The sequence below is a fragment of the Bacillus sp. F56 genome (genome assembly GCF_001748205.1).
In the GTDB taxonomy this organism is placed as follows: Bacteria; Bacillota; Bacilli; order Bacillales; family Bacillaceae; genus Bacillus; species Bacillus stercoris.
The window spans coordinates 351,748-377,775 of sequence record NZ_BDFC01000007.1 but is presented as its reverse complement, the minus strand read 5'-3'; the positions used below and the strand labels follow the sequence as shown (position 1 = coordinate 377,775).

The following is a 26,028-nucleotide window of genomic DNA, read 5'->3' as shown; positions in this document are numbered from 1 at the left end:
GAGAAAGGAGACAAATCAAATGACGAAAGAAAAGGCAATTGAACTTGCAGCCTTCTTCGCTGAATTTGAGCAGAAGATGATCAAAAAGAACCGATTTAAAATTGCTCATTTCTCTAACAAACAAATGGTCAAATGTTGTCATGTCTATTTAGAAATGAAGGGAGTAAAAGCATGAATCTAAATCAATTTCTTAAATCAGATAAGGAAAAAGCTAAACGTAAATTGGCATCAGCACAGTTTCTGCTGAACGAATTGCTTCCAGATGAAATAGAGGACAACAATTTCGATGAATGTATTGATCTCTGTTTGTCAGCTGCTGAAATGTTCAAGGAAATCAAACGGATGCATCATCCTGAACAAGTCGTTCAGCTACATGAAGTTGCAACTCAATTTCTTAGTAAAGGTCTTGATGTCTCAATTGTAAAGAGGCCTGTATATGAATCTTGAGCATCCGATCATAACGGAAATTAATCGTTACGGTTATCCAAAAGAGTATCTCCAATATGACCGGGATCGGGTAGAGGATGCCGATGAAGAAATAAATAAAAAAAGCCCACACGGCAATGTGGACTAAAAACAAACAAGCAACTTTATTTTAAATGGAACTCTCAACAAAATCAAATAGAGGAAGGTGTCTCATATGAATCCATTACAGGACTTTGAACTAAATGAAATTAATAACGGCGAATTGCCAGGGAACCGTCCACAATTTGAAATTACTGATATGAACAGCCTGAACTGGGCTTTCCGGAAAATAGCTGCACTTAAGTCGCAGGAAAAGGAAATCAAAGCACTGGCAGCCACAGAAAAGCAACGTATTGAAGAATGGGAAAGGCAGGAGCTTAAGCCTTTAGCTGACAGTCTTTCATTCTTTGAAAAACTGGTGAGTGTCTATCATACAAAGCAGCTGCAGGAAGACCCGAAGGCAAAAACTCTTTCCACACCTTATGGGAAATCTAAAAGCCGTACCACAAAAGCAGCGCCTAAAGAAGTGGACAAGGAAAAACTTCTGCAGCATGTGAAGGATGCCGGTATGGAGGAGTTTATAAAAGAGTCTGTGGCATGGGGTGATCTTAAGAAGACATTGACTGTCACTGAGCTTGAAGGTAAACCAATCGTAATTGATTCAAATGGACAGGCTGTCCCAGGCGTGGAAGTGCAGCCGGAAACAGTCAGCTTTAAAGTGGAGGTGTAAGGGATGTTTCAAGTAACAGACGCGCAGCGTCAAAAGGAAAAAGCAATTGTGGGATTTATCGGTCCAAGTGGCTCCGGTAAAACAGCCGGTGCCCTGCTGGTAGCTTACGGAATGATGCGTGAGGCATACCCAGAAGCAAGCGACGATGTAATCTGGTCGAAGATCGGCGTCGTTGATACCGAGCATCGACGCGCAAAACTGTACGCTAATTTGCAGTTTGATGAAATTCGCATCGGCAGCTTTAAGCATATTGATTTTACACCGCCATATACGACAGAACGATATCAAATGGCAGTCGAAGCAATAAAGAACGCCGGTGCAGAGGTTGTCGTGATTGATTCACTTTCACACAATTGGCAGGGTGAAGGCGGAATAGTTGAAACACATGGCAGCATGTCCGGTAACTCTTTTCAAAACTGGGGTAAGCTTGCGCCGGAAACAACCAAGCTCATTAAGACGTTAACGCAAAATGATGTTCACATCTTAGCGACATTGAGAACAAAAACGGAGTATGTAGTGGAGCCTGATAATAACGGCAAAATGGCTCCTCGTAAGGTTGGGACAAAACCTGTACAGAAAGATGAAATGGAATACGAGTTTATGCTCAACTTTAATATTGACATTGATCATATGGCTGAGACCTCAAAAGACAATACGCGAATGTTTGAAGGCTCTTCAATCAAGCTAAACCCGGAAGTCGGCCGCAAACTTTATCAGTGGCTTGAGCTCGGTATTGACGTAAAGGCGGAGGAAGAAACAGAACGCATCGGGTTGATTACTCACATCAAAATGATGATTGAGAGCAACGAAAAGGCTGCGCAAATGATTGAGGAGTTCCAGATCAAAGCGAATCAGAAGCTTGAACAATGGAATATCAAACTTGCTAATGCTGCTATTGATAGATTAAACAGTGTGCTTGGAGGTGATCCAAGTGAAAAATGATTCAAAACTCGAAGAGATTCGGGGGCATGCGACCATATCTGATGTGCCCTGGTTAATTTCAGAGATTGATAGATTGAATAGTGGCATAGACAGTGTGATTTATGATTTGCGAAATGAAGACATCACCGATCCGCATGTAGTGGATTCAATTACTCAAAATCTTGTAGCTGTACTAAAAGGCAACTAAAACAAAAAATTGGAGGAATTAAATATGTTTACAGTAGATCACAGCAAAGGCGAAGCATTTGAACCAATTAAACCAGGAGAATATGAAGCGACAGTTATCAACTTTGAAGGAAAAACGGCTGCATCCGGCAACCAGCGTCTTGTCGTTGATTATGAAATCCGTTCTGACGTTGAGCAGGCATGTCAGGGCCAGAAAATCCTATACGACAATTTCACTGTTACAGATAATGCAATGTGGAGATTTCATCAAGCATCAAAGGCCGCGGGCTTCCCGAACGGAATGAAATTTAAGGATCATATTGAATGGGCGAATGCTTTCCTCAATAAACCGATCCGCCTAGTTGTTGGAGAAAGAGAGCATAACGGCAAAAAATATCCAGAAGTCAAAGCGTTTAAGCCGTCAGAAGCGCCGGCACCGGATACCGGCTCAATAACAGTGAGCGATGAAGATGTACCGTTTTGATCACAAGAAATACATTTGAGGGAGTGTATAGCTCCCTCGTTTTTAAAGGGGAGTTAATACATGTATGACTTTAAAAATATACCGCAAGAGCTAAAAAACGCCCCTCAGTGGATTTTATGGCGTTCGGAAGAGCGTAACGGCAAAAAAACTAAAGTGCCATACCAGATTGACGGCAGCATGGCTCAATCAAGCAATAAGCGAACATGGTCCACCTTTGCCACTATCATGAAGTTTTTCAATGAACAGGAGTATGACGGCATCGGCTTCATGTTTTCTAAAGATGATCCATTCATCGGAATAGATATAGATTACTGTGTAGATGATGGCGTTCTATCTCCTTTCGCTCAGGAAATCATCCAGACGATCAGCAGCTATACTGAATACTCTCCAAGTGGCGAAGGTGTTCATATAATCGCGAAAGGCAAGCTCCCATTACGCGGACCGGGCACAGGGAGAAAAAATATAGATAAAGGCCTGGAAGTATACAGGCATGGCCGGTATTTCACATTCACCGGAAACAGTCTTGATGTTGGACCTGTTCAGGAACGATCAGAAGAAATCAAAACTATCTTTGATAAGTACCTGACAGAGAAGGAAGAAGCAAAATCAGTAAGCACCCGATCACAATCAGCAAGCGATATGAGTAATCTTTCAAATAAAGAAATTTGGGAAAGAATGTTCAACAGTAAAAACGGAAAAAGCATTCAGGACCTGTTTAACGGTCATCTGATTAATGGCGATCATTCTTCCACAGATATGGCTTTATGTAATCACTTGGCATTCTGGACGGATAAGGACGCGGCTAAAATGGATTCCATGTTTCGTGAATCAGATTTATTCCGCGAAAAGTGGGATCGGCAGCATTCAGCCGACGGAGCTACATATGGAGAAATGACCATTGCTGCAGCTATCTACTCAACCGGCTCCACAATATCCGACTTGATGGAGCAGCAAGAGCAACCATATGAAGTGTACTTTTCACAAACGCGGTCCTCGCAGGTTGCTGACACAGAGGAAATCATAGACACGCCGCCGGTATTTCACCTGACTGAGCTAGGGAACGCTGAAAGGCTTGTATATTACCATGGCAAGAATATCAGATATTGTAACGAGCTCGACTGGTTAATCTGGAATGGGAAGATGTGGGAGGAAGACAGCAAAAGGCAGATCGAGGCATTAACTGCCCAAACTCTCCGGGCCATTTACGGGGAAGCGAAAGCCACGGAAGACGGCTACAGAAAAAAGCAACTTAACGATTGGGCTAAAAAATGTGAGCGTCGCAATATTCGAATGAACACCATCCTGGATACCCGGCCGATGGTTGCTGTAAGAAAGCAAGATCTCGACTCTCATAAATATCTGTTTAATTGTGAGAATGGTGTGATTGACTTAAAGACCGGTGAACTGCTGCCACATGACCGTGATTTTCTATTCACTAAAATTTCATCAGTAGCTTATCAAAAGGATGCCGACTGCCCAAACTGGAAGGCATTCTTAGAAAGTATTTTTATAGATGAACAAGGTCAGCCCAACTATGAAATTATTAATTTTATGCAGAAAGCTATTGGCTATTCATTAACCGGTGATACTACGGAACAAGTCATGTTCTTTTTGTTTGGTAATGGCCGTAATGGTAAATCAACGTTTATCAATACAGTTCAGCAGCTGCTGGGCGACTATGGCCGGCAGACGAACAGCGACACATTCATAAAAAAGAAGAATGATAGTAGCATCAACAATGACATTGCCCGGCTCGACGGGGCGCGCTTTGTGTCGGCCGTTGAGAGTGAAGAAGGTCAGCAGCTGTCCGAGTCGTTGGTGAAGCAGATCACCGGAGGCGAAAAGATGTCCGCGCGTTTCTTGCGCCAGGAGTATTTTGAGTTTACGCCAGAATTTAAAGTGTTCTTTACGACAAACCATAAACCAATCGTAAAGGGAAGCGACGAGGGTATCTGGCGGCGTATCCGGCTTGTCCCGTTCACTGTCACCATTCCGAAAGAGAAAGTGGATAAAAAGCTTCCGCAGAAACTTGCTGCAGAAATGCCAGGCATTCTTCGGTGGGCGGTGGAAGGCTGCTTGAAGTGGCAGAAGGAAGGGCTTAAAGAACCAGAAGTGATCCGAAAAGCAACGGAAGGTTACCGTGAGGATATGGATATATTAGGGCCGTATATGTCAGAAAGATGTGTTGTTCATCCCTCAGCAAAAATTGAAGCAAAAGAGCTCTATAAGGATTACAAAAACTGGTGCTATGAAAATGATGAGATTGAACTCAAAAATCGTGCTTTTTATAGACAAATTGAAATTCGAGGGTTTAAGAAGGAAAACGGAGCGAAAAATAAAGTCTTCTTTTATGGTATAGGGCTAAACAAATATCAGAGCCACTTGAATTTTTCGGAAAGGGTTAACGAAGGGGTTAATGAATCAAATGCAAACAGTGACTCCAAAAAGGTTGCTTCTATAAATAGAAAAAAGCTATAAATCCTTTAGTATCAAGGGGTTAAGGCTCTATCTATAGATTTTAATTATTTTTAGGGTTAATAAGGGTTAATGATTTTGTTTGTTCCCCTCACATGAAAATTAATTAATAAAAAAATAAATATATATAGGGCTTTAATACAAAATGCATTAACCTTCGTTAACTCATTAACCCGTTTTGATAAAAAGAGGTGAGAAAATTGCACCCAAAACAAATTTGTTCCGATTTAGAGGTATTGGGCTCTCGTTTGGTTCTTGATGGAAATGATCTATATATTGAGAAACCAGAGAAAGTCTATCCGGAACTTGAGGCGTTTGTCCAATCTTATAAAAAGCGAATTATCCGGTATTTGAAAGGCGAATACTCGGATCATGAACATAATGTGAAACAGACAATAGATAAAATCATTAATTATTTCATGGGCATTGATCAAGAGATTAATAAAAAAATAGATGACTGGTTCAATCATGATTATGAATCAGTTATGAAGGTGATGAAATTGCTTGTTCTCTTTTGGGAGAACGGCTGGAGGGAGCTAAAGGAATCCGTTTCAAACTTTGAAAGTGAGGAAACGGACCGGCTTTCCATAGAAATTTATGATCGGGCCATGTCGTATTTTAAGGGGAAGAAAGCATGACAATTATTCACTATAACTATTCGGAAACTGAGTTAAAAGAGATTCTGGACAGCATGATCATTATTGTGGATACGAGGGAGCAAAAGAATCAGCATGTTCTTGATTATCTCCATAAAAAGAAAGTGGGAATCAAATTCAAAGGAATGAAAACCGGCGATTACTCTGCAATGATTCCTAAAAATGATGAATTTGGAATCAGCCGTGATATGTATTTGAATGCAGCCATTGAACGGAAAAATGGAGTGGACGAGCTGGTGCAGTCGATTAAAGATCGTTCTCGTTTTGAAAATGAATTGATCCGGGCGTCCAGGCATCCGTTCACTCTTCTTGTGGAAGACCTGGAAGGGTATCAAAAAATACTGAACGGAAAATATCGTTCAAAGTATGAACCGAAAGCGCTGCTGGGCAGCTTGAAAACATTTGAGGTTCGTTACGGCTTTTCAACTGTTTTTCTCAGCCCAAACGCTACTGGAAATTATATTTACCATCACTTTCATTATATGGCCAGGGAGCTGCTGAAAGGCGGACTCGTGTAAATCTGAATAAAACAATCAAAGGGAGGAAGCAACAAACATGGCATTTGTAGGTTTTGAAGAATCGAAGGAAGTACGGCAGCTGGCTGAAAGCCTAATTGACGAGTACCACCCACATTTAAAAGACGCTAAACAGCAAATAGGTTTTTATCTCCGTGAGGGTAACAGCAAATGGGCAGGAAAGGCGAAGAAATGCACTGCTTTTGAACGTCATATGACGGACTACATGCTATTCGTGTTTATCAATAAAGCTGCATGGAAGACTATGCTGGAGGAACAACGCGCTGCCCTGGTAGATCATGAGCTTTGCCATTTTACTCGAGAAGAATGGGAAGAGCCTGATCCGAAAGACCAAAGTAAATGGGTGACTGTATACGGCGCTGCCACTGATCCAGACAGCTGGGGCATCCGTGAGCATGACGTTGAGGAATTCTCTGAGATTATCGAGCGCCATGGTTTATGGGATACCGGCATTGAAACATTTGCCGAGGCAGTACGTGAAGCTGATCACCAAATGACCATTTCAGACGTGCAGCGTCTATCGAGGGTGAAATAAATGGGTGTAGTCAGAAACTTTATATTAGGGGATTTTGCATGCATTGAAACCGAACGTGAGTTTGTATTGATTATGAAAAATAAAATATACGGTCCTTATGAGAACAGCAAGTTTAAAGCCATGTTGTATGCGTTGGAATGTGGATTAAAGAAAAATAATGGTGGGAGGAAAACGGAGAATGCGAGAAATTAAATTTCGGGTCTGGGATATCGTTTGGAAAAAGATGCTTACACATGAAGATTTGTGGGACGCTCCTTTTAACGAGTTATTTATATCTACTCCGGATCAAAGACCTTATAATATCATGCAATACACCGGATTGAAGGACAGAAACGGGCGGGAGATTTACGAAGGGGATATTTTGCAAATTAGCAATAAAGAAAACAAAGATTATCACATGGAAGTCTTATGGACGGGTCAAGGGTTTGGTTACAAGATCATAAGAAATGAAACAAAACGTTCTGGATATATTGTTGGTCATCATTCAGAAAGAGGATTGAATTTTTACAACGGGGCGTCAGAAGTTATCGGCAACATTTATGAAGATCCTCAGCTTTTGGAGGGTGCGGAGTGAGTAAAAAAGAGACAGAGACAGTGGACATCATAAAATGCCCTCACTGCCATTATTTGATGGGATATGAGGACTTGATCGATGTAGGGTATATGTCAGGTAATTTCGATATGGATTGTGAGAAATGCAAAAAGGATTTCAATGTGGATTTTACAAGCATGTTTTATTTTACGACTACTAAAAAAGTTGAGGGCGCAGAGTGATCATCTATATTTTAGCTGCTCTCTTTATGTTTAATTCAGTCGCACTTCTCATATGGGTTTGCTTCACGGAAAGTCGAATACAAAAATGGGAACAAGAAAAATAGAGGAAAGGAGGACGGGTGTGACAGAACAACTTTCATTCCTTCATCCTGTGGATTTGAAGGCAGTCCGTAAAATCGTGATCAAAGAACTCAAAGATTATCGAGCTTTGAAAGTACAGCTTGAGAATAAAAAGGAATCGGTTGATGCTGGCATTAGCCCGTTTCCTTCTATCAGAGATTCTTTCATATTAAATGAATTGAAGGTCAAACAGATGGAAAGGGCGTTAGAAAACAGCCTGGACGATGAAGAACGGATGATCATTGAGAAAAAATACTTAACAGCCAGTCAAACAAAAGACATTCATATCTATATGGAACTCGGCATGAAAAAGGACACCTATTATGAAATAAAACAGCGTGCCATTTTGCGCATTGCTACAGCACTCGGAATTATCTGAGTGCTTTTTTTGTCGATAAATTTCCGATAAAACAGGGGACATTTTAGGGGACAAAAAGGGGGACTATTTATGTTTGAAATCTCGATAAACTTAACCTATCAACGAAATACGATAAATAAAACTTATCGAAATATACGGGAGAAGCGTCTTTCCCTTATCAAGGCGAATTCGGATACGGAACAAAGGTGTTGAGGAATGAAACCATACGAGAGGAACATTCTGAGCCTGGATAGCAGCTAGTCTGAGGCGTCCGTATCGGGAGAATAGTAATATCGTGTTTCATTGATCGGTCTTACTATACTTGGCTTCCTCTCGGAGTATGTGTGGGATCAATTCAATTAAGCTATTAGCAAAAGGAGGCAATAAATTTTTTTCGACAAATTCTGCAAATTATTCCTTATTTCTTCTCTTTCACCGATAATAAGGTGGGAGGTGATGACATGAGTTACAGACATGATATGAAGAACCATAGTCCTCAGCAGCAAGCAATTGTACGTCAAAGAGATGAAGAAGAAAAACGTCGTCGAGAAGAAGCTGAGCGACAAAAAGTGAAATGCGAGGGAAGTCCAAGAAATGGTGATTATGAGGGTGTCTATTTCACCAAAAACGGAGAATATTTATTGGAATTAAGAGTCTCTGGGACTGCTCTTGTAAATGCTCCTTGTAATTTAAAGGATATTGACATAAAGAAATGGTTGTGTAAAACAGGGAGATTATATCTTGATAAGGTTAAGAAATTTGAGATAGTTACTATTCTTTCTCATGACGTAGAAAATCAAAAGATTATTACAGAATGGGAGTCACTCCGCAGAGAGGATTTACCTGAACAATTTGATTCATAAGAATCAATTAGTAGCGCTTTCCATAGGAGGGCGCTTTTTTATATTCTCTGTAAACTGCTTCCGATAAGTCTCTGGATAGACAATTGGCGGTTAACGGCTTGAGTACGGTGGCAGTTTATAAAGAATATATAGGAGGGATAGAGCTAATAAAAAAACCATCTACACCATAAGGTATAGATGGTACTAACATTATCTTATTTCAATTTTGTTTTGAGCTCTTCAGGAAGAAAACCATATAAGTCTGATGGATACTTTGCTTTCAATACTACAGCTAGTGAGTAATATTTTGCATAAAGATCAGCAATATCGTCTTCATAATCAGCACCGAACTTTTTAATATGTAACTGTGTTAGTTCAGTTGCAACATCCACTGGATTACGCTGAATAGGGGTTGGTTTAGTAGTAATATCAGCCATATTTATCACCTCCTGGTTAAATTATATCTTATTTGGGAATTGAAGTGTTATATTTTTCTAGTTGATAAAAGGAAAGGAAGTGATAGTCCTGCCGTTAAAAAGATGTAATGTCCCAGCCTGCCGCAACTATGTGGACTGGACACAACGCTATTGTGAGAAGCACAAAGGCTATGCTGACAAGCAGTACAACAAAGATGTGAGATACAACAGGGAGAACAAGGAGCTCTATTCCTATTACCATTCGAGAGAGTGGAAGCTTCTCCGAGAACAAAAGCTTAGAGAAAGTAACTATCATTGTGCCGTCTGTGCCTCGCAGGGACGTTTAAATAAGTCTCATAGGTTAGTAGTCCATCACAAGTTCAAAGAGCTTAGAGACGTTTTAAATGATGATCAGGCACGTACCGATTTAAATAATCTTGAGGTACTGTGTCAATATCATCATAATCAGATTACTTTTGGAACCTGAAAGGCTATAATTGGTAACAAAGGAGTAATCGATTATGAATAACATTGAAAATTTCAGATATTATTTTTTGGTTAGTTGGAAATTAGAGACATTTAGGGAGTATGCTAAATACATTGAGCAAAGTCTCGGTAGGGAGATTTATGATTTTGAAGAGTCTATGAAGGAATTCAGTGATGAAGAAAAAGAAGAATTTGTTGACTGGCATTATGATGAAATAGTCAATTTTAGAGATGTCTTTCCTTCCATTATGAGAAATTCATTATTCATTAGTGTGTATTCTTTTTTAGAGGAAAAGATTATAGACTTATGCGGTCAGCCAGACGAGACAAGTATTAAACTAGAAGATTTACAGGGTAACGGTATTACCAGAGCAGCTTTATATATAAAAAAGATTAGGAAAGAAGTTTTTCCTGATGATATTAAAGAATGGCACTTCATTATTAATGCCAACCATATTAGAAATTGTATTGTTCACTGTGGGGGAGATGTAGAGAAATCGAAAAACCCCAAAAAAGTAAGACATGCAATCCAAGAGTTAAAACATGTTCATGAAAATAGTCATCACAAAATAATACTTAGTGAAGAATTTTGTATGGAGTTTATTAGCGTTGTAGAAAGGTTTCTTTGTATTCTTTATAAGTAAATTAGGGATATAAGTCCCCCAGGATTTTAACCGGGTACCAAGAAAAATTTCCTGGGCATCGGCGCCCCCTCAACTTTGTAAAAAATGTTGAAATGAAATTTTGAAATTTGCTATTTAAGCTGGATTTTGAATACTGAAATATTACGCGCGATCCCTTATCTCGTATGAGTTGATCGGCGTTTTTGTCGTTCGCTGATTTTACCGAAATTTATGTGATGTATTTTGGACGAAAGGTGGTGGTTTTGATTGGCGAGACGAAAACAATTAACGGAAACGTTAAAAGGACAAATTACCAACGAAGAGCGGGAAGAGCGTCTGCAGCAGGAAGAAAAACTGAAAGATTTTTCGCCCTTGCAAGAAAAGCCACCATACTGGCTGTCCACTATGGCGAAGAATGAATGGCGGCGCATCTACCCGCACATTATCAATTTGCCAATCTCTGAATTAGATTCGACATTGCTTGCGATCTATTGCAACAGCTATGCACAGTATCGAGAAGCGATGGCCGATATAGCCAAAGACGGCCAAGTCATGTTTGAAAAAAACAGCCGGGGTGAGACGGTTAAAAAGAAAAATCCATCTGTGGACATAATGAACAGCATGTCTAAAGAGATTCGGGGCATTGCCGGCCAGCTTGGTCTGTCTCTGGATTCACGGCTACGAATCGTCGGCCTCGACAGCGACAGCGAAGAAGATGACGAGTTTGGAGCAATGGCGATAGATGACGATTGAACATCTTGACCCCGGCACGCTTTACGCGAAAAAGGTTGTCAGCGGAGAAATAACGGCATGCAAGAAAGTCATAAAAGCCTGCCAGCGTCACCTGAGAGATTTGGAAAGAGCAGCTGACCCGTCCTACGAATATGAATACAGACCTGAAAAAGCAAGTAAGGTTATTAAGTTTCTTGAGATGCTGCCAGATATATCAACGGGAAAGCCCACAAAGCTGGCTTTGTTTCAAAAGTTCATTGTGTACATGCTCTATGCTTGGAGGAATAAAGAAACCGGCTTCCGGCGATTCACCAAAGCGTATATAAGCATGGCGAGAAAGGGCGGTAAATCTGTACTCGTTGCAGGTCTATCACTATACGAGTTGATTTACGGCGAAGCACCTAAGTTTGACAGGCAAATTTATGCGACAGCTAATTCAAGAGGCCAGGCGAAAACCGTCTTTAAAATGATTTCGATGCAGCTTAAGAAGATACGAAGTAAATCGAAATTCATGAGGAAATGGACAAAGATTATACAAAATGAAATCCGGTACCTGAAAGATGACTGCGTCATTATGCCTTTATCGAGGGATACCGATAACTTGGACAGCTTGAACGTTCTTATCGGAATTCTCGACGAGTACCATACGGCGTCTAACACAAAAATGATGGAAGTCCTGGAGTCTTCCCAAGGTCAGCAGGACCAGGGCCTTATCTTAATCATTAGTACCGCCGGTTTTAAGCTGAACGGCCCCATGTATTCGCAGGAGTATCCTTATGTTGATGATATTCTCAGTGGCCGTAAGGAAAACGAAAACTATTTTGCAATTGTCTACGAACAAGATGACGAAGAGGAAATTTACGACGAAAGCACTTGGATAAAAAGCAATCCACTACTTGAGGTGGAGGGTCTACAAAAGAAAATATTGAAAAACCTACGCAAGAAATTGAAAGAGGCCCTTGATAAAGATGATCTAAACGGTACTCTCGTAAAAAACTTTAATATATGGCAGTCTGCTTCCTCTGAAAGCTTTATCAACGGGAACGATTGGAAAAAGCGCGGTGTGGATGATGCACCGGACATTACAGGAAAGCCGGTCTACATAGGGATTGACCTATCACGAACAGATGATTTATCTGCCCTTAGTTTCATTTATCCGTTAGAGGATGAGAATGAGACATTTTATGTGGACAGTCATTCATTTGTTGGAACAAAAGGTGGACTGGATAATAAAATTGAACGTGACAAACTGGACTATCGCACTCTTGCGAAAGCCGGATATTGTACCATAACTGATAAAAAATCAGGGATCATTAATCTGCAGCAGGTTGTGGAATATATGATCAATCATATTAAAGAATTTGATTTACAAGTAAAGGGAATTTTCTTTGACCCTTACAATATCTCTTTAGTCTTAAATGAGATTGAGAAATATGGCTATGAGGATGTGCTGATTGAAGTTCGTCAAGGTCCTCGCACATTATCTGAACCAACAAAAGATTTTCGTTTGAATGTATTCGACGGGAAAATCATACACAGTAAGAATCCATTGCTTGATACGGCGATGCACAATGCAATGCTGAAAAAAGTGAATGATACGATTCAAATTGACAAAGCGCTGAACAGGGAAAAGATTGACCCTGCAGCGGCAATGATGAACGCACACACGGGTGCAATGTACCATTACAAACAAGAGGAATTTGATTGGAATTCTTATTATGAAAGCGAAGAATTTACTCTTTAGGGAAGGAGGGAACGCCATGAAAATCGGAAAAATAAATACCTTTTTGTTGGGAGTATGTCAGTTTATTAAATTGAACTTGCATACTCTTTTATTTTTGGCCGGATTGTTTGTTATCGACTATGGGGTTTTCAACCTACATCCAGTTGCCGGCTTTATTGTGGCAGGGCTTTTTCTCGTTGTCATTGCCTTCTTACTGAATCCAAAAGAAGAGGAAGGGAGGTGATTAAGTGGCATTCTTTCGATCGTTAGATAAACAGAGTCCAGGAGCCCGAGAGTTCAATGAAATTATTGTTGGTTTGGACGGTCTGTCTTACACGTCTGTAAGTGCAATAAAAAACAGCGATGTATTCACTGCGATTCTTACACTATCTTCTGATATTGCGTCGTCTCCAATTATGGTTTCTCATAATGGTGTAGAAGAAAAGAACTCTGATCTATTCAGGCTGCTGAATGAGAAACCCAATGATTATTATTCGGGGTACTTTTTCAAATTCATTCTTGTGGCTAACGCGCTAATGAACGGGCAATCATACGCCGAAATCATCCGGGACAAAGAAGGAACGCCCTTGGAGCTTATCCATATGCGGAACAGTGAAGTCTATGCCGAGCAGCTGCAGGACCGGAATGAAATACTGTACCGGTATTATCCGTCTGGCGGCAAAGAAAGAGTCTTGAAGCCGGAAAACGTCCTGCACATTAAATTTTTCAGCCTGGACGGTATAACGGGGATGAGCCCTCTTTCCAGTCTAAAGCATGAGATTGAAAGCCAGGAAGCTGGGAAACGACTTGTTACAGACTTTTTTAGAAAAGGCGTCAATCTAAGCGGTATTGTAAATATGAAAAAAGGCCATTTGTCTCCTGAGGCAAAGGACAAAATTCGTAATGAATTTGAAAAAGCAAACTCTGGAATGAAGAATCAGCAGCGGGTTGTTGTTCTTGATGAAAACATGGAGTTTAGCCAATTAGAAATCAATACGAAAGTGCTTGAGGTCGTGAATAACTACACGCATTCAACGAAACAGATAGCCAAAGTGTTCGGGTTGCCGGCGCACAAGCTGGGCATTGAGCAAGTCAATACATCGCTGGAACAAGCTAACCTAGACTATCTGACAAATACATTATCAAACTATTTCACGGCCATTGCCTCAGAACTGAATTTCAAAATGCTGCCGTATCCTTTAAACCTACAGCTGAAATTTCAATTCGACACTCGGCGATTTAGAGAAACAGACGCAAAAACAAAGCGTGAGAACGTTATTGCCTTGCTGCAAAACGGTATTTTCTCTCTCAATAATGCCCTGGCTGAGTATGGTTACGAGCCAATACCAAACGGGGACAACCGTTACATGAGTTTAAACTATGTGAACATTGATTTGATGGACGAGATTCAGAAAGCAAAAGCAAAGAGCCTGCCGATCTCGTCAGCAGGTGAAGGAGGTGAGGGGAATGTCTAAGGAAGTAGAAATTAGAACATCGCAGGAAGGGGCCTTAAAAGCTCATTCAGACGATGACGGCCCAAAAGTAATTAGCGGTTATGCTTTAAAGTTCGGCACCCGCAGCCACAATTTGGGTGGTTTTATCGAAATGATTGATAAAAGAGCCCTTGATCAGACAGACATGAGCGATGTGCGGGCATTGATTGATCATGACCCGTCCAAGATTCTCGGGCGTACGTCTGCCGGAACGCTTAAGCTTGAAGTTGATGACATCGGCTTAAGATTCGACGTTACTTTGCCGAATACACAGTACGCATCGGATTTATACGAGAATCTGCGGGTTGGTAATATCTCAAATTGTTCTTTCGGCTTCATGCTGGGGAAGGATGGAGACAGTTTTACTCGTGACCAGGAAACCGGCCTGCCGTTGCGGAGCTTGAGAAACATTTCAAAGCTTACAGATGTGTCAGTCGTTACTTATCCGGCTTATGAAGACACTGACGTGACAATTGCCAAACGGAATTTACAGCAGTACGAGGAAAGAAACCGGAATCCGGAAAAAGAAAAGCTGCTGCTGCAGCTGGATTTATTAAAAATGGGATTGTAAAAGCACTCGAAAACCGGGTGCTTATTTTATTTGAAAAGGAGCAAACACATGTTATCTGAAAAAATTAAGGAACTAAGATCACAGATTACTCAAAAACAAACGGCTATTAATACAAAAATCACAGATGCCCAAAAACGAGCAGAGGAAGACAAGTTGGACGAAGCTACAGCTCTGAAAGGTGAAATTACCTCCATGAAAGAAGAGCTTGACGGCCTGCAGAAAAAGCTTGCGGAGTATGAAGAGTTAGCCGGGCTTAAGCCGGAGAACCCTGCACCAGCTGGGGGTAAAGAAGAGGACGAGGAGAAAAGATCAATGTCAGGCAGTGGATTCCGTACAATTATCAAACCTGGGAAGACAGAAGAGGTAAGAGCTTTTGAAGAGTTTCTGCGATCAAAAGGGGAAAAGCGCGACGGGTTGAAATCTGATGGAGCTGAAGTGCTGATTCCTATTGATGTAATCACTAAGCCACAACAGGAACTGGAAGACGTTGTGGACCTTGGCACAATGGTAAATAACGTTTCTGTTACAACTTCATCTGGTACTTATCCAGTTCTGGAGAACGCTAGCACACAACTCAACTCTGTAGAAGAACTAGAGAAAAATCCAGAGTTAGCGAAACCAAAGTTTAAGAAGGTGGAGTGGAAGGTTGTAACATACCGCGGTCAATTACCAATTTCTCAGGAGGCTATTGACGATTCAGGTGTTGACTTAACGGCTCTTGTAGCAAATTATTTGCAACAGATTGAACGCAATACACGTAATTCACGAATTGCTGCAGTTCTGCGGACATTTACAACGATGACAGTCTCAGGAACTGACGAACTTAAGAAAATTCTAAATGTGTATTTAAAACAGGCTTATAAGCGTGATATTGTCGCAACTTCTTCAGCGTTCCAATTCTTAGATACGTTGAAAGATAAAAACGGCCAGTACATTTTACAGCAAAATATTTCATCCCCATCCGGAAAAGTATTGTTTGGGATACCGAACACAGTTGTAGATGATCTAGTTTTAGGTGAAAAAGATGGCGACGCGGTTATGTTTATCGGGGATTTAAAAAGGGCGGTTCTTTTTGCGAATCGATTAAAAGCTACAGCGAAATGGGTGGAAAATGATCTTTATGGACAGGTCCTTTCCCTGGCGATTCGTTTCGACGTTAAGAAAGCTGATGACAAAGCCGGCTATTTTGTAACAATCAATCAACCGACAACTAGCACAGAAGATCAGTCAGCAGTAGACGTGGGACAATAAAAAAATAATTGGGAAGGATGATTAAAAATGGAGAAAGAATTTCTAAATAAAAGTGGAAACGTTTGGACAGCATCGGAAATGGACACGGACGGAAAACCAATAACACGGGTTTACCTTGGCGGAAACAGTGAAGAAAATCCTCTGTTTATCAAGGGGATGCAGGGGGAACAAGGTCCAGCAGGTCCGCAGGGCCCTAAAGGCGATCCTGGGGAACAGGGCCCTAAAGGAGACACGGGCCCACAAGGTCCTCAAGGAAAGACCGGCGCCCAGGGTCCGCAGGGGGAAGCTGGCCCACAAGGTCCTAAAGGAGAGAAGGGCGACCCTGGTAAAGACGGCTTTGGGACGGAAGAGCAATACAATGAACTTGTTTCACGCATTGAAGCCTTGGAAAAAGCAGCACAAGCAAAATAATGACGTAATGGGACGCATACCGGCGTCCCTTTTTGTTTGTAAAGGAGTGTTGGAATGACGCTGGAAGAATTAAAGCTTGCGATGAGGATAGATCACAACTTTGATGATGGGTTCATCGAGCAGCTGAAAGATACTGCGGAAGATTATATAAAAGATGCCGTAACGCTTTCGCCAAACAGGGATGCTTTCTTTCAAAACAACCCTAAATTTGATACAGCTGTCATGTTCCTGGTTGGTGCCTGGTATGAACAGCGCGTGTCCTCAATGGACAAAGCGTTGCAAGAAATACCTTTCGGCGTAACAAACTTTATTCAACAATTCAGAGGGGCGTATACAGATGGACTTTAGCCGACTCAATACACGCATCACTTTTGTTACACGAAAGAACGGAAAGGATCCGGAAACCAGGGAGAATATTGTGATAAATGAGCCCTTATTTTCTTGCTGGGCTGAGATAAGAGAACAGAAGTTAAGGGAAAAGCTCACGACTGCTGGTACCTTCTTAGAAAACAGCGTCACGTTCATTATTCGCTATCAGCAAGTTAAGAAGGCGACTAATAACATGCATGTTCTTCATGATGATGAGCTTTACGAAATAAAAGACATTCTCCCGAACTCTCAGGATAAAAACCTGATCAATGTTTTTGCGGAGAAGGTGAGCTGATGGCGCGGCAAGATGACGGTATCGGCGGTATAGAAAAAGAGCTTGATAAGCTTTCAAGAAAAAATACCAGGGCAGCCAAAGCAGCCGTCCAGGCAGGCGCACAGGTTTTTGCTGAGGCGCTGGAACGTAATACGCCCCGAGGCAGAGAAAGCGACCACGATCTCCACAAAGTACACATGAAAGATAATGTGGTGTACTCAAAGGCCAAGGAAGACGGGGAGATATATGCAAGTGTGGGTTATGGGAAAGAAACAGCCTCCCGCCTGCACTTCTCTAACTTTGGAACGATCAATCAGCCCCCGCAGCACTTCATTGAGAGAACATCAAACGAAATGGAGCAAACGGTTTTGCAGATCGTACAGCTAGTATACATGAGGGAGCTGGGACTATGATGCTTCCCATTCAGGAAGTTGAAAAGCTTTTAAGTAAAAACGAAACCCTTACTTCTCTTGTGGACAGTGACCGGATATTTCTGGTCTTTGTTCCAGAAGAAGATCAGGACATAGAAAAGGCCCCGATGATTCGCATTAACGAGCTTGAGAGCCACAGAAAAGACTATGCGGACGATAGGGCCCTAACATTTGAGGTTGATATTCAAATAGATTTATGGACTAAAACCATAAAGGACGCCCAGGCTATACAACCTGTGATTGATCAGATCATGGCAGAGAACGACTACAAGCAATATGCGTCAGCCTTTGACCGTGACCCAGATATTGCTCTATACCGGTACGCCCGGAGATACAGAGCGACCAAATTAATTGATATTCAAAAAATAAACATAGAAAAGGATGATATGAATGGCTAAGACGGGACTAAGCGGCATTAAATATGCCGAGCTTGTTGATGAAAAAGCCTCTGCTATCGTAGATATGCCTGGGGCAATTGAAGCGAAGCTGGATGTTTCTTCTGAACTATCACCTCTTTATGCAGATGACGGCATTTTTGCGGTGAAAAGTACAGGAGTCAGTGAAACAAAACTTGAGTTAAATGTCGCAGACCTTACTACCGAAATGAAAAGAACACTTTTAGGTGTGAAGGTTGTTGATGGTATTGAAGAGTACCACAAAGATATGGAGCCGCCTTACGTGTGCATTACATGGCGTCAAAAACACCATGAGAAAGGCTATGTGTATTACGCTCTGTTAAAAGGGAAATTTGGCATCCCTTCTGTGGAAGGGAAAACGAAAGAAGATAAAGTTGACTATCAAACAGATACGATCGAAGGGCAATTCTTGCCGCGTAAATCGGACGGGCTTGTGTTCCTGATTGGTTACGATCAAAACGATGGATTCACATTAGAAAAATTCTATGAACGCGCTTATGGGATGCTGCCAGACGGCATGACAACAGAAGAAGTAAGCGCAGATTTAGGAAAATAAAACGGGCAGCCGGCCAGCGGCTGCTTTTTCTATAAAAATTATAAAGGTGGTTTTTTCACATGATTAAAGCGGTATTGAAAGATTATGCAAATGCTGAAATTGGCGAAAACGGGGAGATTGTCTCCGTTCCTGAAAAAACATTCATTCAGCCGATTGTTACATCGCGGTTTACTTACAGAGCATTGGAGATTCATGCGTTAGCAACGGATGAGGATTCAAAAATGACCGAATATGAAGTAATGACGGATATGATGGGTCTTGTCGTGGATATTTTTAAAGGTCAATTTAGCTTTGATGATATTTTGGACGGTGTTGCTTCTGAGGATTTAGGAGACTGGCTCAGAGATATTATTGACCAAGCGATGACAAAGGGTAAAAAAAAGGCTCAATTGAAAAAGAAGGCCGAAAAAGCTCAAATATAACAGGGAAGTCAATGACCTACAGGGACTATCTTAACAGGATGAAGCAAATGTACCTTGACTTGATGGAGAATGGATACAAGCTTCATGAAATAGATGAAATGGATGTACAACGATTCTTTGATCTTGCAGACTACAAGCACGAGGAAGAGAACAAACTGGTCCCAGCTTATCAAATATTTGGCGTTACTTTGTAAAAGGGTGTCTGGAAAGATGCTCTTTTTGCATTTCTAGAAAAAGATAGAAGGGAGGTAACTATTTGGCGACAGAAGGCAGACCGATAGGAAATTTAGTCATTAATACCACCCTGAACGATGCGGGCGTGAACAAAGGGATAACTGGGCTTAGAAATAATCTTAAAACAGCCCGGACAGCTACAAAAGCAACTGTTCAAGAGTTTAAAGCGATGGGTGATGAACTCACGGCCAGCAAAAAGAAAGTTGAAGGTTTATCAAATGAGCTTTCCATTCAAGAGAAGATTGTGGAAGAGTACCGGAAATCTTACGAGAAACAGGTTGAGTTATACGGCGAAGGCTCGCAGCAGGCGCAGAAATACGCCCAGCGGCTAAATACTCAGATTCAATCGTATCATTCTCTGGAAGGTTCACTGCGGCGTGCACAAATGCAATATCAACGATTGGAGCAAGCCCAAAGCCAGGCAAGTGAAAGCGCTGAGGGATTGAGTGACAGCCAAAGAAAAATCGGTGATGCGAGTGGAGACGCTGGCGGGAAAGTATCCAAATTCAGTTCGTTTATCAAAGTGGGGCTAGTCGGTGCGCTGACTGCAGGCGTTGCCAGTGTGGGCGCCTTAACAGCTGCAATCGGCGGGCTTGGTGCCAAAATGGCACTTGATACACAGGTAGCCCAGGGCGAAATTCGGGCTCAATTAGGACTTACAGAAAAAGAGGCTCAGAAGGTTGCAAGTTCAGCAAAAAGCTTGTGGGCTGATGGTTTTGGTGACAGCGTTGGGGATGCAAAAAACGCAATCGTCAACGTAAAACAAAACGTAAAGTCATTAAAGGGTGCAACCGATGACACAGTAAAAGAAGTCACGAAGGGCACCATGACAATTGCCAAAGCTTTTGACCAGGACGGGAATGACATTACAAAGTCAATCAACGCGATGCAAAATTCATTTGATGGACTTTCCACTGATGCAGCAATGGACATGATCACCAGTGGTTTTCAGAAGGGTCTTGATTATTCCGGAGAGTTCTTAGATTCGATTAACGAATATTCCAATCAGTTTGCAGCTGCAGGATTCTCCACACAGAGAATGTTTTCAGTCTTTCAGGCGGGTGCTGAATCAGGGGCGTTCCAGCTGGATAAGGTTGGCGATCTGATCAAAGAAATGAACATTCGTTTATCAGACGGAACAGCAGACGAAGCCATGCAGTCACTATCAAAACACACCCAAGATTTATACGCTCAGTTTAAAAAGACTGGGAAAGGCGGCGACCTGGTTTTCTCGGCCGTTATGAAAGATATTGACGGTATGAAAAACAAAAGCGATGCCTATAAGATAGGGCAGCAAATTATGGGTACGCAGTTCGAGGATTTAGGACAAAAAGGCGTCTCTGCACTGGCTAATATAGAGAATAGCTTTTCAAATACAAGCGGAGCAACCAAAAAAGCAGGCCAGGCCCTACAAGATAATTTTGGGACAAGGCTTAAAAAGATTGGCCGTTCTGCCTTGGCGTCGTTAGAGCCTATTGGAAATGGGGTCCTAAGCGTACTTGAACCGGTCATGTCCGGCTTAGAGTCTGGCATGAAAAGCCTTGAACCGACTTTTAACAATATCGCGAATGCTGGAAAGAATCTAAAGACTATTTTCTCTGGCGTTATGGACGTTTTCAATGGTGATACGTCAAAAGGTGCCGATAAACTGATGGACTTTTTCCCGGTGTTAACGGTCCAAACCATTATCGACGGGATAAACAATATCAAGACAGCTTTTTCGGGCTTTAAGCAGCAGGCACAGCCCATCATATCCAACATGAAGGCAAGTTTTGACGCCATGAAGCCGACCTTTTCAGCTCTTGGCACTATTGCATCCCAAGTTTTTGGAACTCTTGGTCCTCTGGTCAAACAGGCACTGGGCGGCGTGATGTCTTTCATTGGTCAACTCACTGGGCAGTGGAAGTCTTTCTGGCAGCAAAACGGTTCCGTTATTACTCAAGCCCTTCAAAATGTTTGGTCGATTGTCCAATTTGTCATGCCGGCTATACTTGCGATCATACGTTCTGTTTGGGGGAATATAAAGGGCGTCATCACTGGCGCGATTTCAATTATCCAGGGCGTTATCCTCGTTTTTTCTGGGTTATTGACCGGGAATTTTTCAAAAATGTGGGAAGGAATTAAGAAAATATTTTCTGGCGCGATAAAAGTTGTTTGGAATGCTATCCAACTTTCATTTTTCGGCAAGATTCTTGGCGGTGCCAAGGCTCTCGGCGCTGGCTTAAAGGGCATTTTTCCAAAAATGTGGGGGTGGATCAAAAGTTTATTTAAAGATGGAGCCACAAATGCAGGGAAAATGTTCACATACCTCAAAGACAAAGCGTTTAAGATTGTCGGTGATATGAAAGACGGCATTGTTAAGAAATTCTGGGATATTGTCGATGCTGCCAAGTCATTGCCTAAAAAAATGGGTGACGGAATTAAGAGCATGGCAGGCAAAGCCTGGGACGGAATAAAAGCGTTTGGAAACAGAACGCTCCGTGGATTCGGTAAAATCATCAATGGCTTTACTCAGCAGGGTATCAACTGGATTTTAGGAAAAATCGGGGTTGATACTAAAATCCCTAAATGGGAAGTTCCGCAGTATGCAAATGGTACTGGTGGGCATCCAGGAGGCCCGGCAATTCTCGGTGATGGTAGAGGTTCAAATGCAGGACCAGAAGCTTTTATCACCCCTTCGGGTCACATGGGGCTGAGTCCTGCGACTGATACACTTATGAACCTTCCCAAAGGAACACAAGTCTTGTCGGCAATTGACACGAGAGCTTTTCTTTCTGGAATTCCAGCTTATGCGAACGGAACAAAGAAGAAAGAAGGTTTCATTTCTAAGATGTGGAATGGAGCAAAGGCAGCCGTTGGAAAAGTGAAGGACCTTGCCTTAGATGTATTTGACTATATCAGCAACCCATCAAAACTTATCAAAAAGGTTATTGAAAAGCTGGGGTTAAAACTGCCTAAAGTAAATGGCATTACCGGTGATGTCTTAAAGGGTTCTTTCTCCCTTATCAAAAAGAATTTTGTTAATTTCATCAAAGATAAGTTTGGAGAATCAAGCAACTTTGGTGAGGGCGGCACGGAAGCCGTCAAAAAGTGGGTTGCTCAAGCCTTAAAGATAAAAGGGCTGGGTTCAGAATATGCCTCAGCACTTGAGACAATAGCGATGAAGGAATCAGGCGGAAATCCGAATGTCGTTAACAGATGGGATTCAAACTGGAAAGCAGGACACCCTTCCCAGGGGCTTATGCAGTTCATACCAAGCACCTTTAACGCCAATAAGGAGCCTGGATATGGGAATATCAAAAACCCAGTACACCAAATTCTAGCCTCGATCAACTATCTCAATAGTCGATATGGCGGCATTTTGAATCATCCTGGCTTAAAGTCAATGGCGCGCGGCGGCCGTTACATCGGTTACGATACAGGCGGATTGATTACGCGTGATCATATGGCGGAGGTGCATAAAGGGGAAATGCTGCTGCCGTTGCGTCAATTTAGGCGCAGCCAAGCTCATAAGGTTCTCAGCCAGGCGGGTAAAATGGTTGGGTATGAGCCGGAAAGCCGGTCAAGCTCAAACGATGCAAACGCATTAAAAACCATGGTGGCTCTGCTGCAGCAACAAAACAGCAATCAGCAAGCCGAAATTAATCTGTTAAGCCAAACGGTAAGACTATTAACGCAGCTTGTAGCGAAAGACCCAAATGTAATACTAAGCGTCCAAGAATTAAATAAAATTCAAGACGAAGCATACAACAAGGAAAGAAACCAAAAGGGATTGCTGAATAATGTAAGCTTCTCTTAGGAGAGTGGTAGGTTGATAAACTATGATCTAATAATAGACGGCAAGTATTTAAGCGAGACTCTTCCAGGTGTCTCGCTTTCTTCATTTAGGCCAGAGGCGCCAGTGTTCGAAAGGCAGACGGCAGGGACAAACGCGCTCATTAATGGGACGATGATGCTTAAGCGGGGGAACACTGGGCGTTACACAGATAGAAAAATCAACATAAAAGTGCTTGTGGAGGCAAACAGTTCTTATCAGTTCCAGATCAAAAGGGACGCCGTTTACAACCTTTTTGTAAAAGAGGACCCTTACTATGTGATCAATACACAGCAGCCTTATAAACGGTGGCTTGTTACGTGTGATGACGCATTTTCTATCTATCAAGAAAACGGCAAAAAGTATCAGGAAGTGGATATTGCATTGACAGCCATTCAGGGGCTTGCTGAGTCACTATATGACAGCACAGTATCTATGGAATTGAAGGACGAAAAATTTCACTTGGGCATGAATATCCGGCGGGACTCAATCCCTGTGTTTCGCTTTCAAAATAAAAACACTTTTATAGTGGATAACATAGGGGACGTAAAATTGGACCCGATTAATTATAATTACAACGTCGAAATGTACCTGCAGGGTACTGATATTTCAATCACTAATATCACAACAAACGAAACCCTGATGCTGAACGGGAAATTTTCAAAAACGGATAAGATAACTCTTTTGAAGCACCACATTTTGAAGAACTCTGCACCTATTTCCGATAGAAGTGGGCGGTTCCCGACTCTTGCAGCCGGCCAGAATCAATTTAGAATTGCCGGCGCTACTTACAGCGATATCCGATTCATTACACACTTTTATTATAAATAGGGGGTGATGCTCTTTGAATCAGATGTTTGTACATGACATTAAAACCGGTCAACAGCATGAACTCATTCACGTTGAGCCCAAAGTGAACGATGATATCACTGGGAAAAAGGATTTGTCTTTCTCAATTACTTTAACTGAATACAATCAGATTCCTTTCAATGCTTTAGTCGGAAGGAATTTTATTATTATCGACGAGGTGCGGTATAAAAAGCAGCAGTATTTTATTAACACGCCCACTATTAAACAAGAAGGGGCCTTGCTGACAAAAGACATAACAGCTACGCATATCTATTCCTTTAGGGCGATCAAGCATGTTGTTCATGAAACTATTGAAGGTACAAAAACTCTCAATGAAGCACTTAAGCACGCAGTAAAAGGCAGTGAAATCACATTTACAATTATGCCTGATGCGAAGGAGATCGACGCTAAAAAGCTGGAGGGTTTCGGCAATAAAAAGACTTCCGAGCTGATGGATGAAATCATTTCCACCTTTGGAGTGGAGATCATCCCGGATAACACTCATTTATACATTTACAAAAAAGCCGGCAAAGAGATTGTAAAAAGGCTGGATAACCTTTCGAATCTCACGTCTTTACAGATTACAACAAGTGAAGATAACACGACAACGCGGGTGAAAGGATACGGGAAGCTCAAGGAAGATAAAGACATCCTGGGCGATCAGTCCATTCCCTACGATTCCAAAACAGGCACTTGGACGTATAATAGTTCATTAAAAGCAGATTACACCAAGAAAATAGGAGCCACGTTTTCTTTTTCCTTCACAGGGACAGGCTTTAAATTTAAAACCCTAGTGTCAAAGCTGGGTGGTAAATGGGAATTTAAGATAGGCGATCAGACGAAAACCATATCTGTCTATAAAGATTCAGCCCCGACAGAAAAAGAGTTTGATATCATTCGCGGCCTGGACAGTAAAACTTATAAGGTAGTGGCTACCTTTAAAAGCAGGGACAGCAATAACCCTAATACAAAAGGCACAAAGAAAGTCGACCCGGTCATGTATCTTCTGCGCGGCAACATTATCGGGGTGTACAGAACTTTTAAGAATGAGGATGAAAAGTATATCTTTCCACCAGTCACCTATGTTCACCCGGAAGAAGAAAAGTTTCTAATCAATGGGCAGCCATCCTGGGCGGAACCGGTCACGGATGATTCAATCAAGACAAAGGATGACATGATTAAGCTGCTTAAAACCAAAGTCAATCCTTACGCAGAGGTGTCCTATGATGCCGACTATGTGGAATTGTTAGATCAGGCCTTGGCTGATATAGAAGAGCCGGTTATGGCAGGGGACACCATTCGTGTATATGCTGACACGCCTCTAAACGGAATTACATTTGATGGGAAGCTGAGAGCAACAGGGGCTTCATATAACCCACTGAGACCAGAACAGCCTTCTGACCTAACAATTGACGGGAAACGAAAAAGCCGGGTAGACATGGAAATTGAAGAGAAAAAGCGTGCAAAGAATCAGGAGCAGGCGATCAAGAATTATCAAAATCAATTGGCCACCGGGTTGGCTGAAATCACTCAGATTAAGCAGAGCTTGGCTACTGCACAACCGTCTCAGCAGACCACATATACTTTCTCTATTCAATTCTTAAATGGTGAATGGTCTGTGTCTTATGGCGAAGGCTTTGCTTCCTTGGAATCTGGCATCCTTTCTTTGAATACAGACGATGATTACACCATCCAGTATGTGACCGGTGATGCTAATTTTATTATGAAAGAGGCGGGCTACTCACTTTATGTTGATGATGTTGACGTAAACAAGATTAATATAACCCTATATAAAGATGGTAAACTCAGTGATCCTCTTGGAGTTCCAGACGGATCGAAAGTAAAAATCCTCATAGTAGGACAAAAATAGAGGTG

35 protein-coding genes are annotated in these 26,028 nt (G+C 41.8%); 34 read left to right on the top strand and 1 reads right to left on the bottom strand.

Translation table 11 applies throughout. The features are described from left to right. Nucleotides 1-19 precede the first annotated feature (19 nt). From BFW96_RS21745 to BFW96_RS13125, 16 genes are all read left to right on the top strand, one after another. Nucleotides 20-175, top strand: coding sequence for a hypothetical protein (locus BFW96_RS21745; protein WP_166638362.1), 156 nt, complete (start codon nt 20-22; stop codon nt 173-175). Next, complete coding sequence (locus BFW96_RS13190) at nt 172-447, top strand: YqaH family protein (RefSeq protein WP_041055414.1); 276 nt, start codon at nt 172-174, stop codon at nt 445-447. Before BFW96_RS21745 ends, BFW96_RS13190 begins: the two co-directional genes overlap by 4 nt. Beyond that, entirely contained in the window at nt 437-574 is a 138-nt protein-coding gene (locus BFW96_RS21740; protein WP_200761848.1) for a hypothetical protein, read from the top strand. The genes BFW96_RS13190 and BFW96_RS21740 overlap by 11 nt, the downstream gene beginning before the upstream one ends. A 66-nt stretch (nt 575-640) precedes the next feature. Beyond that, nucleotides 641-1,195, top strand: coding sequence for a host-nuclease inhibitor Gam family protein (locus BFW96_RS13185; RefSeq protein ID WP_069839653.1), 555 nt, complete (start codon nt 641-643; stop codon nt 1,193-1,195). Between the two features lie 3 nt (nt 1,196-1,198). Further along, entirely contained in the window at nt 1,199-2,137 is a 939-nt protein-coding gene (locus BFW96_RS13180; protein ID WP_069839652.1) for an AAA family ATPase, read from the top strand. Further along, nucleotides 2,127-2,324: a hypothetical protein gene (locus tag BFW96_RS13175; protein ID WP_139123537.1), complete on the top strand. Its 198-nt coding sequence runs from the start codon at nt 2,127-2,129 to the stop codon at nt 2,322-2,324. Before BFW96_RS13180 ends, BFW96_RS13175 begins: the two co-directional genes overlap by 11 nt. Nucleotides 2,325-2,348: 24 nt before the next feature. Then, nucleotides 2,349-2,786 (top strand): DUF669 domain-containing protein, encoded by a 438-nt coding sequence (locus BFW96_RS13170; protein WP_069839651.1) that lies wholly within the window; start codon nt 2,349-2,351, stop codon nt 2,784-2,786. Nucleotides 2,787-2,846: 60 nt separating this feature from the next. Continuing rightward, nucleotides 2,847-5,264, top strand: coding sequence for a phage/plasmid primase, P4 family (locus BFW96_RS13165; protein WP_069839650.1), 2,418 nt, complete (start codon nt 2,847-2,849; stop codon nt 5,262-5,264). Nucleotides 5,265-5,461: 197 nt separating this feature from the next. Then, a complete protein-coding gene (locus BFW96_RS13160) occupies nt 5,462-5,899 on the top strand; it encodes a hypothetical protein (protein WP_069839649.1) in 438 nt (145 codons plus the stop codon). After that, nucleotides 5,896-6,435, top strand: coding sequence for an ERCC4 domain-containing protein (locus tag BFW96_RS13155; RefSeq protein WP_069839648.1), 540 nt, complete (start codon nt 5,896-5,898; stop codon nt 6,433-6,435). Before BFW96_RS13160 ends, BFW96_RS13155 begins: the two co-directional genes overlap by 4 nt. Before the next feature lie 37 nt (nt 6,436-6,472). Then, nucleotides 6,473-6,988: a putative metallopeptidase gene (locus BFW96_RS13150; protein WP_069839647.1), complete on the top strand. Its 516-nt coding sequence runs from the start codon at nt 6,473-6,475 to the stop codon at nt 6,986-6,988. Continuing rightward, on the top strand, nt 6,989-7,180 hold the full coding sequence (locus BFW96_RS13145) for a hypothetical protein (RefSeq protein WP_046159989.1): 192 nt from the start codon (nt 6,989-6,991) through the stop codon (nt 7,178-7,180). Further along, on the top strand, nt 7,167-7,562 hold the full coding sequence (locus BFW96_RS13140; protein WP_069839646.1) for a YopX family protein: 396 nt from the start codon (nt 7,167-7,169) through the stop codon (nt 7,560-7,562). The genes BFW96_RS13145 and BFW96_RS13140 overlap by 14 nt, the downstream gene beginning before the upstream one ends. Then, nucleotides 7,559-7,762: a hypothetical protein gene (locus tag BFW96_RS13135; RefSeq protein WP_069839645.1), complete on the top strand. Its 204-nt coding sequence runs from the start codon at nt 7,559-7,561 to the stop codon at nt 7,760-7,762. The genes BFW96_RS13140 and BFW96_RS13135 overlap by 4 nt, the downstream gene beginning before the upstream one ends. Before the next feature lie 121 nt (nt 7,763-7,883). Next, a complete protein-coding gene (locus tag BFW96_RS13130) occupies nt 7,884-8,261 on the top strand; it encodes an ArpU family phage packaging/lysis transcriptional regulator (RefSeq protein WP_019260088.1) in 378 nt (125 codons plus the stop codon). Between the two features lie 440 nt (nt 8,262-8,701). Further along, complete coding sequence (locus BFW96_RS13125) at nt 8,702-9,103, top strand: hypothetical protein (protein WP_069839644.1); 402 nt, start codon at nt 8,702-8,704, stop codon at nt 9,101-9,103. A 194-nt stretch (nt 9,104-9,297) separates the two neighbouring features. Here the strand turns inward: BFW96_RS13125 and BFW96_RS13120 are convergent, their stop codons facing one another. Further along, nucleotides 9,298-9,519 (bottom strand): hypothetical protein, encoded by a 222-nt coding sequence (locus BFW96_RS13120; protein WP_069839643.1) that lies wholly within the window; start codon nt 9,517-9,519, stop codon nt 9,298-9,300. 500 nt (nt 9,520-10,019) lie between these two features. Between BFW96_RS13120 and BFW96_RS13115 the strand changes: the two genes are divergently transcribed. The 18 genes from BFW96_RS13115 to BFW96_RS13030 all read left to right on the top strand — a co-directional run bounded on the left by BFW96_RS13115 (nt 10,020) and on the right by BFW96_RS13030 (nt 26,023). Further along, nucleotides 10,020-10,628 carry a hypothetical protein gene (locus tag BFW96_RS13115; protein WP_069839642.1) on the top strand — a complete coding sequence of 203 codons (609 nt, stop codon included), beginning with the start codon at nt 10,020-10,022 and terminating at the stop codon, nt 10,626-10,628. A gap of 246 nt (nt 10,629-10,874) precedes the next feature. Continuing rightward, on the top strand, nt 10,875-11,360 hold the full coding sequence (locus tag BFW96_RS13110) for a phage terminase small subunit P27 family (protein WP_014479865.1): 486 nt from the start codon (nt 10,875-10,877) through the stop codon (nt 11,358-11,360). Then, nucleotides 11,350-13,083 carry a terminase large subunit gene (locus BFW96_RS13105; protein WP_069839641.1) on the top strand — a complete coding sequence of 578 codons (1,734 nt, stop codon included), beginning with the start codon at nt 11,350-11,352 and terminating at the stop codon, nt 13,081-13,083. The genes BFW96_RS13110 and BFW96_RS13105 overlap by 11 nt, the downstream gene beginning before the upstream one ends. A 16-nt stretch (nt 13,084-13,099) precedes the next feature. After that, nucleotides 13,100-13,306 carry a hypothetical protein gene (locus BFW96_RS13100; protein ID WP_069839640.1) on the top strand — a complete coding sequence of 69 codons (207 nt, stop codon included), beginning with the start codon at nt 13,100-13,102 and terminating at the stop codon, nt 13,304-13,306. A gap of 4 nt (nt 13,307-13,310) precedes the next feature. Continuing rightward, a complete protein-coding gene (locus tag BFW96_RS13095) occupies nt 13,311-14,537 on the top strand; it encodes a phage portal protein (protein WP_069839639.1) in 1,227 nt (408 codons plus the stop codon). Further along, complete coding sequence (locus BFW96_RS13090; protein ID WP_069839638.1) at nt 14,530-15,126, top strand: HK97 family phage prohead protease; 597 nt, start codon at nt 14,530-14,532, stop codon at nt 15,124-15,126. The genes BFW96_RS13095 and BFW96_RS13090 overlap by 8 nt, the downstream gene beginning before the upstream one ends. Before the next feature lie 48 nt (nt 15,127-15,174). Further along, nucleotides 15,175-16,377 (top strand): phage major capsid protein, encoded by a 1,203-nt coding sequence (locus BFW96_RS13085; protein ID WP_069839637.1) that lies wholly within the window; start codon nt 15,175-15,177, stop codon nt 16,375-16,377. Nucleotides 16,378-16,404: 27 nt separating this feature from the next. Further along, the gene (locus BFW96_RS13080) at nt 16,405-16,788 is read left to right on the top strand and encodes a collagen-like protein (protein ID WP_069839636.1); all 384 of its coding nucleotides are present in this window, start codon (nt 16,405-16,407) and stop codon (nt 16,786-16,788) included. A 54-nt stretch (nt 16,789-16,842) separates the two neighbouring features. Next, nucleotides 16,843-17,136: a head-tail connector protein gene (locus BFW96_RS13075; protein WP_069839635.1), complete on the top strand. Its 294-nt coding sequence runs from the start codon at nt 16,843-16,845 to the stop codon at nt 17,134-17,136. Next, nucleotides 17,126-17,452, top strand: coding sequence for a phage head closure protein (locus BFW96_RS13070; protein WP_046160693.1), 327 nt, complete (start codon nt 17,126-17,128; stop codon nt 17,450-17,452). The genes BFW96_RS13075 and BFW96_RS13070 overlap by 11 nt, the downstream gene beginning before the upstream one ends. After that, entirely contained in the window at nt 17,452-17,844 is a 393-nt protein-coding gene (locus BFW96_RS13065) for an HK97-gp10 family putative phage morphogenesis protein (RefSeq protein ID WP_069839634.1), read from the top strand. The genes BFW96_RS13070 and BFW96_RS13065 overlap by 1 nt, the downstream gene beginning before the upstream one ends. Continuing rightward, nucleotides 17,841-18,260: a tail completion protein gp17 gene (gp17, locus tag BFW96_RS13060; RefSeq protein WP_069839633.1), complete on the top strand. Its 420-nt coding sequence runs from the start codon at nt 17,841-17,843 to the stop codon at nt 18,258-18,260. The genes BFW96_RS13065 and gp17 overlap by 4 nt, the downstream gene beginning before the upstream one ends. Then, nucleotides 18,253-18,834 (top strand): major tail protein, encoded by a 582-nt coding sequence (locus BFW96_RS13055; protein ID WP_069839632.1) that lies wholly within the window; start codon nt 18,253-18,255, stop codon nt 18,832-18,834. The genes gp17 and BFW96_RS13055 overlap by 8 nt, the downstream gene beginning before the upstream one ends. Nucleotides 18,835-18,893: 59 nt before the next feature. Further along, nucleotides 18,894-19,256, top strand: coding sequence for a phage tail assembly chaperone G (gene gpG / locus BFW96_RS13050; RefSeq protein ID WP_069839631.1), 363 nt, complete (start codon nt 18,894-18,896; stop codon nt 19,254-19,256). A gap of 11 nt (nt 19,257-19,267) precedes the next feature. After that, nucleotides 19,268-19,450 carry a hypothetical protein gene (locus tag BFW96_RS13045; RefSeq protein ID WP_069839630.1) on the top strand — a complete coding sequence of 61 codons (183 nt, stop codon included), beginning with the start codon at nt 19,268-19,270 and terminating at the stop codon, nt 19,448-19,450. Nucleotides 19,451-19,512: 62 nt separating this feature from the next. After that, entirely contained in the window at nt 19,513-23,289 is a 3,777-nt protein-coding gene (locus BFW96_RS13040) for a phage tail tape measure protein (protein ID WP_069839629.1), read from the top strand. 12 nt (nt 23,290-23,301) lie between these two features. Next, nucleotides 23,302-24,135, top strand: coding sequence for a phage tail domain-containing protein (locus BFW96_RS13035; protein ID WP_069839628.1), 834 nt, complete (start codon nt 23,302-23,304; stop codon nt 24,133-24,135). A 22-nt stretch (nt 24,136-24,157) separates the two neighbouring features. Further along, nucleotides 24,158-26,023: a phage tail protein gene (locus BFW96_RS13030; protein ID WP_234698039.1), complete on the top strand. Its 1,866-nt coding sequence runs from the start codon at nt 24,158-24,160 to the stop codon at nt 26,021-26,023. Nucleotides 26,024-26,028: the final 5 nt, after the last annotated feature.

Bases quoted from the DNA above. Each gene is read 5' to 3' on its own strand.
- BFW96_RS21745 (WP_166638362.1), top strand. From the start codon at position 20: ATGACGAAAGAAAAGGCAATTGAACTTGCAGCCTTCTTCGCTGAATTT.
- BFW96_RS13190 (WP_041055414.1), top strand. From the start codon at position 172: ATGAATCTAAATCAATTTCTTAAATCAGATAAGGAAAAAGCTAAACGT.
- BFW96_RS21740 (WP_200761848.1), top strand. From the start codon at position 437: ATGAATCTTGAGCATCCGATCATAACGGAAATTAATCGTTACGGTTAT.
- BFW96_RS13185 (WP_069839653.1), top strand. From the start codon at position 641: ATGAATCCATTACAGGACTTTGAACTAAATGAAATTAATAACGGCGAA.
- BFW96_RS13180 (WP_069839652.1), top strand. From the start codon at position 1,199: ATGTTTCAAGTAACAGACGCGCAGCGTCAAAAGGAAAAAGCAATTGTG.
- BFW96_RS13170 (WP_069839651.1), top strand. From the start codon at position 2,349: ATGTTTACAGTAGATCACAGCAAAGGCGAAGCATTTGAACCAATTAAA.
- BFW96_RS13165 (WP_069839650.1), top strand. From the start codon at position 2,847: ATGTATGACTTTAAAAATATACCGCAAGAGCTAAAAAACGCCCCTCAG.
- BFW96_RS13155 (WP_069839648.1), top strand. From the start codon at position 5,896: ATGACAATTATTCACTATAACTATTCGGAAACTGAGTTAAAAGAGATT.
- BFW96_RS13150 (WP_069839647.1), top strand. From the start codon at position 6,473: ATGGCATTTGTAGGTTTTGAAGAATCGAAGGAAGTACGGCAGCTGGCT.
- BFW96_RS13145 (WP_046159989.1), top strand. From the start codon at position 6,989: ATGGGTGTAGTCAGAAACTTTATATTAGGGGATTTTGCATGCATTGAA.
- BFW96_RS13140 (WP_069839646.1), top strand. From the start codon at position 7,167: ATGCGAGAAATTAAATTTCGGGTCTGGGATATCGTTTGGAAAAAGATG.
- BFW96_RS13125 (WP_069839644.1), top strand. From the start codon at position 8,702: ATGAGTTACAGACATGATATGAAGAACCATAGTCCTCAGCAGCAAGCA.
- BFW96_RS13120 (WP_069839643.1), bottom strand. From the start codon at position 9,519: ATGGCTGATATTACTACTAAACCAACCCCTATTCAGCGTAATCCAGTG.
- BFW96_RS13115 (WP_069839642.1), top strand. From the start codon at position 10,020: ATGAATAACATTGAAAATTTCAGATATTATTTTTTGGTTAGTTGGAAA.
- BFW96_RS13105 (WP_069839641.1), top strand. From the start codon at position 11,350: ATGACGATTGAACATCTTGACCCCGGCACGCTTTACGCGAAAAAGGTT.
- BFW96_RS13100 (WP_069839640.1), top strand. From the start codon at position 13,100: ATGAAAATCGGAAAAATAAATACCTTTTTGTTGGGAGTATGTCAGTTT.
- BFW96_RS13090 (WP_069839638.1), top strand. From the start codon at position 14,530: ATGTCTAAGGAAGTAGAAATTAGAACATCGCAGGAAGGGGCCTTAAAA.
- BFW96_RS13085 (WP_069839637.1), top strand. From the start codon at position 15,175: ATGTTATCTGAAAAAATTAAGGAACTAAGATCACAGATTACTCAAAAA.
- BFW96_RS13080 (WP_069839636.1), top strand. From the start codon at position 16,405: ATGGAGAAAGAATTTCTAAATAAAAGTGGAAACGTTTGGACAGCATCG.
- BFW96_RS13075 (WP_069839635.1), top strand. From the start codon at position 16,843: ATGACGCTGGAAGAATTAAAGCTTGCGATGAGGATAGATCACAACTTT.
- BFW96_RS13070 (WP_046160693.1), top strand. From the start codon at position 17,126: ATGGACTTTAGCCGACTCAATACACGCATCACTTTTGTTACACGAAAG.
- BFW96_RS13065 (WP_069839634.1), top strand. From the start codon at position 17,452: ATGGCGCGGCAAGATGACGGTATCGGCGGTATAGAAAAAGAGCTTGAT.
- gp17 (WP_069839633.1), top strand. From the start codon at position 17,841: ATGATGCTTCCCATTCAGGAAGTTGAAAAGCTTTTAAGTAAAAACGAA.
- BFW96_RS13055 (WP_069839632.1), top strand. From the start codon at position 18,253: ATGGCTAAGACGGGACTAAGCGGCATTAAATATGCCGAGCTTGTTGAT.
- gpG (WP_069839631.1), top strand. From the start codon at position 18,894: ATGATTAAAGCGGTATTGAAAGATTATGCAAATGCTGAAATTGGCGAA.
- BFW96_RS13045 (WP_069839630.1), top strand. From the start codon at position 19,268: ATGACCTACAGGGACTATCTTAACAGGATGAAGCAAATGTACCTTGAC.
- BFW96_RS13030 (WP_234698039.1), top strand. From the start codon at position 24,158: ATGTTTGTACATGACATTAAAACCGGTCAACAGCATGAACTCATTCAC.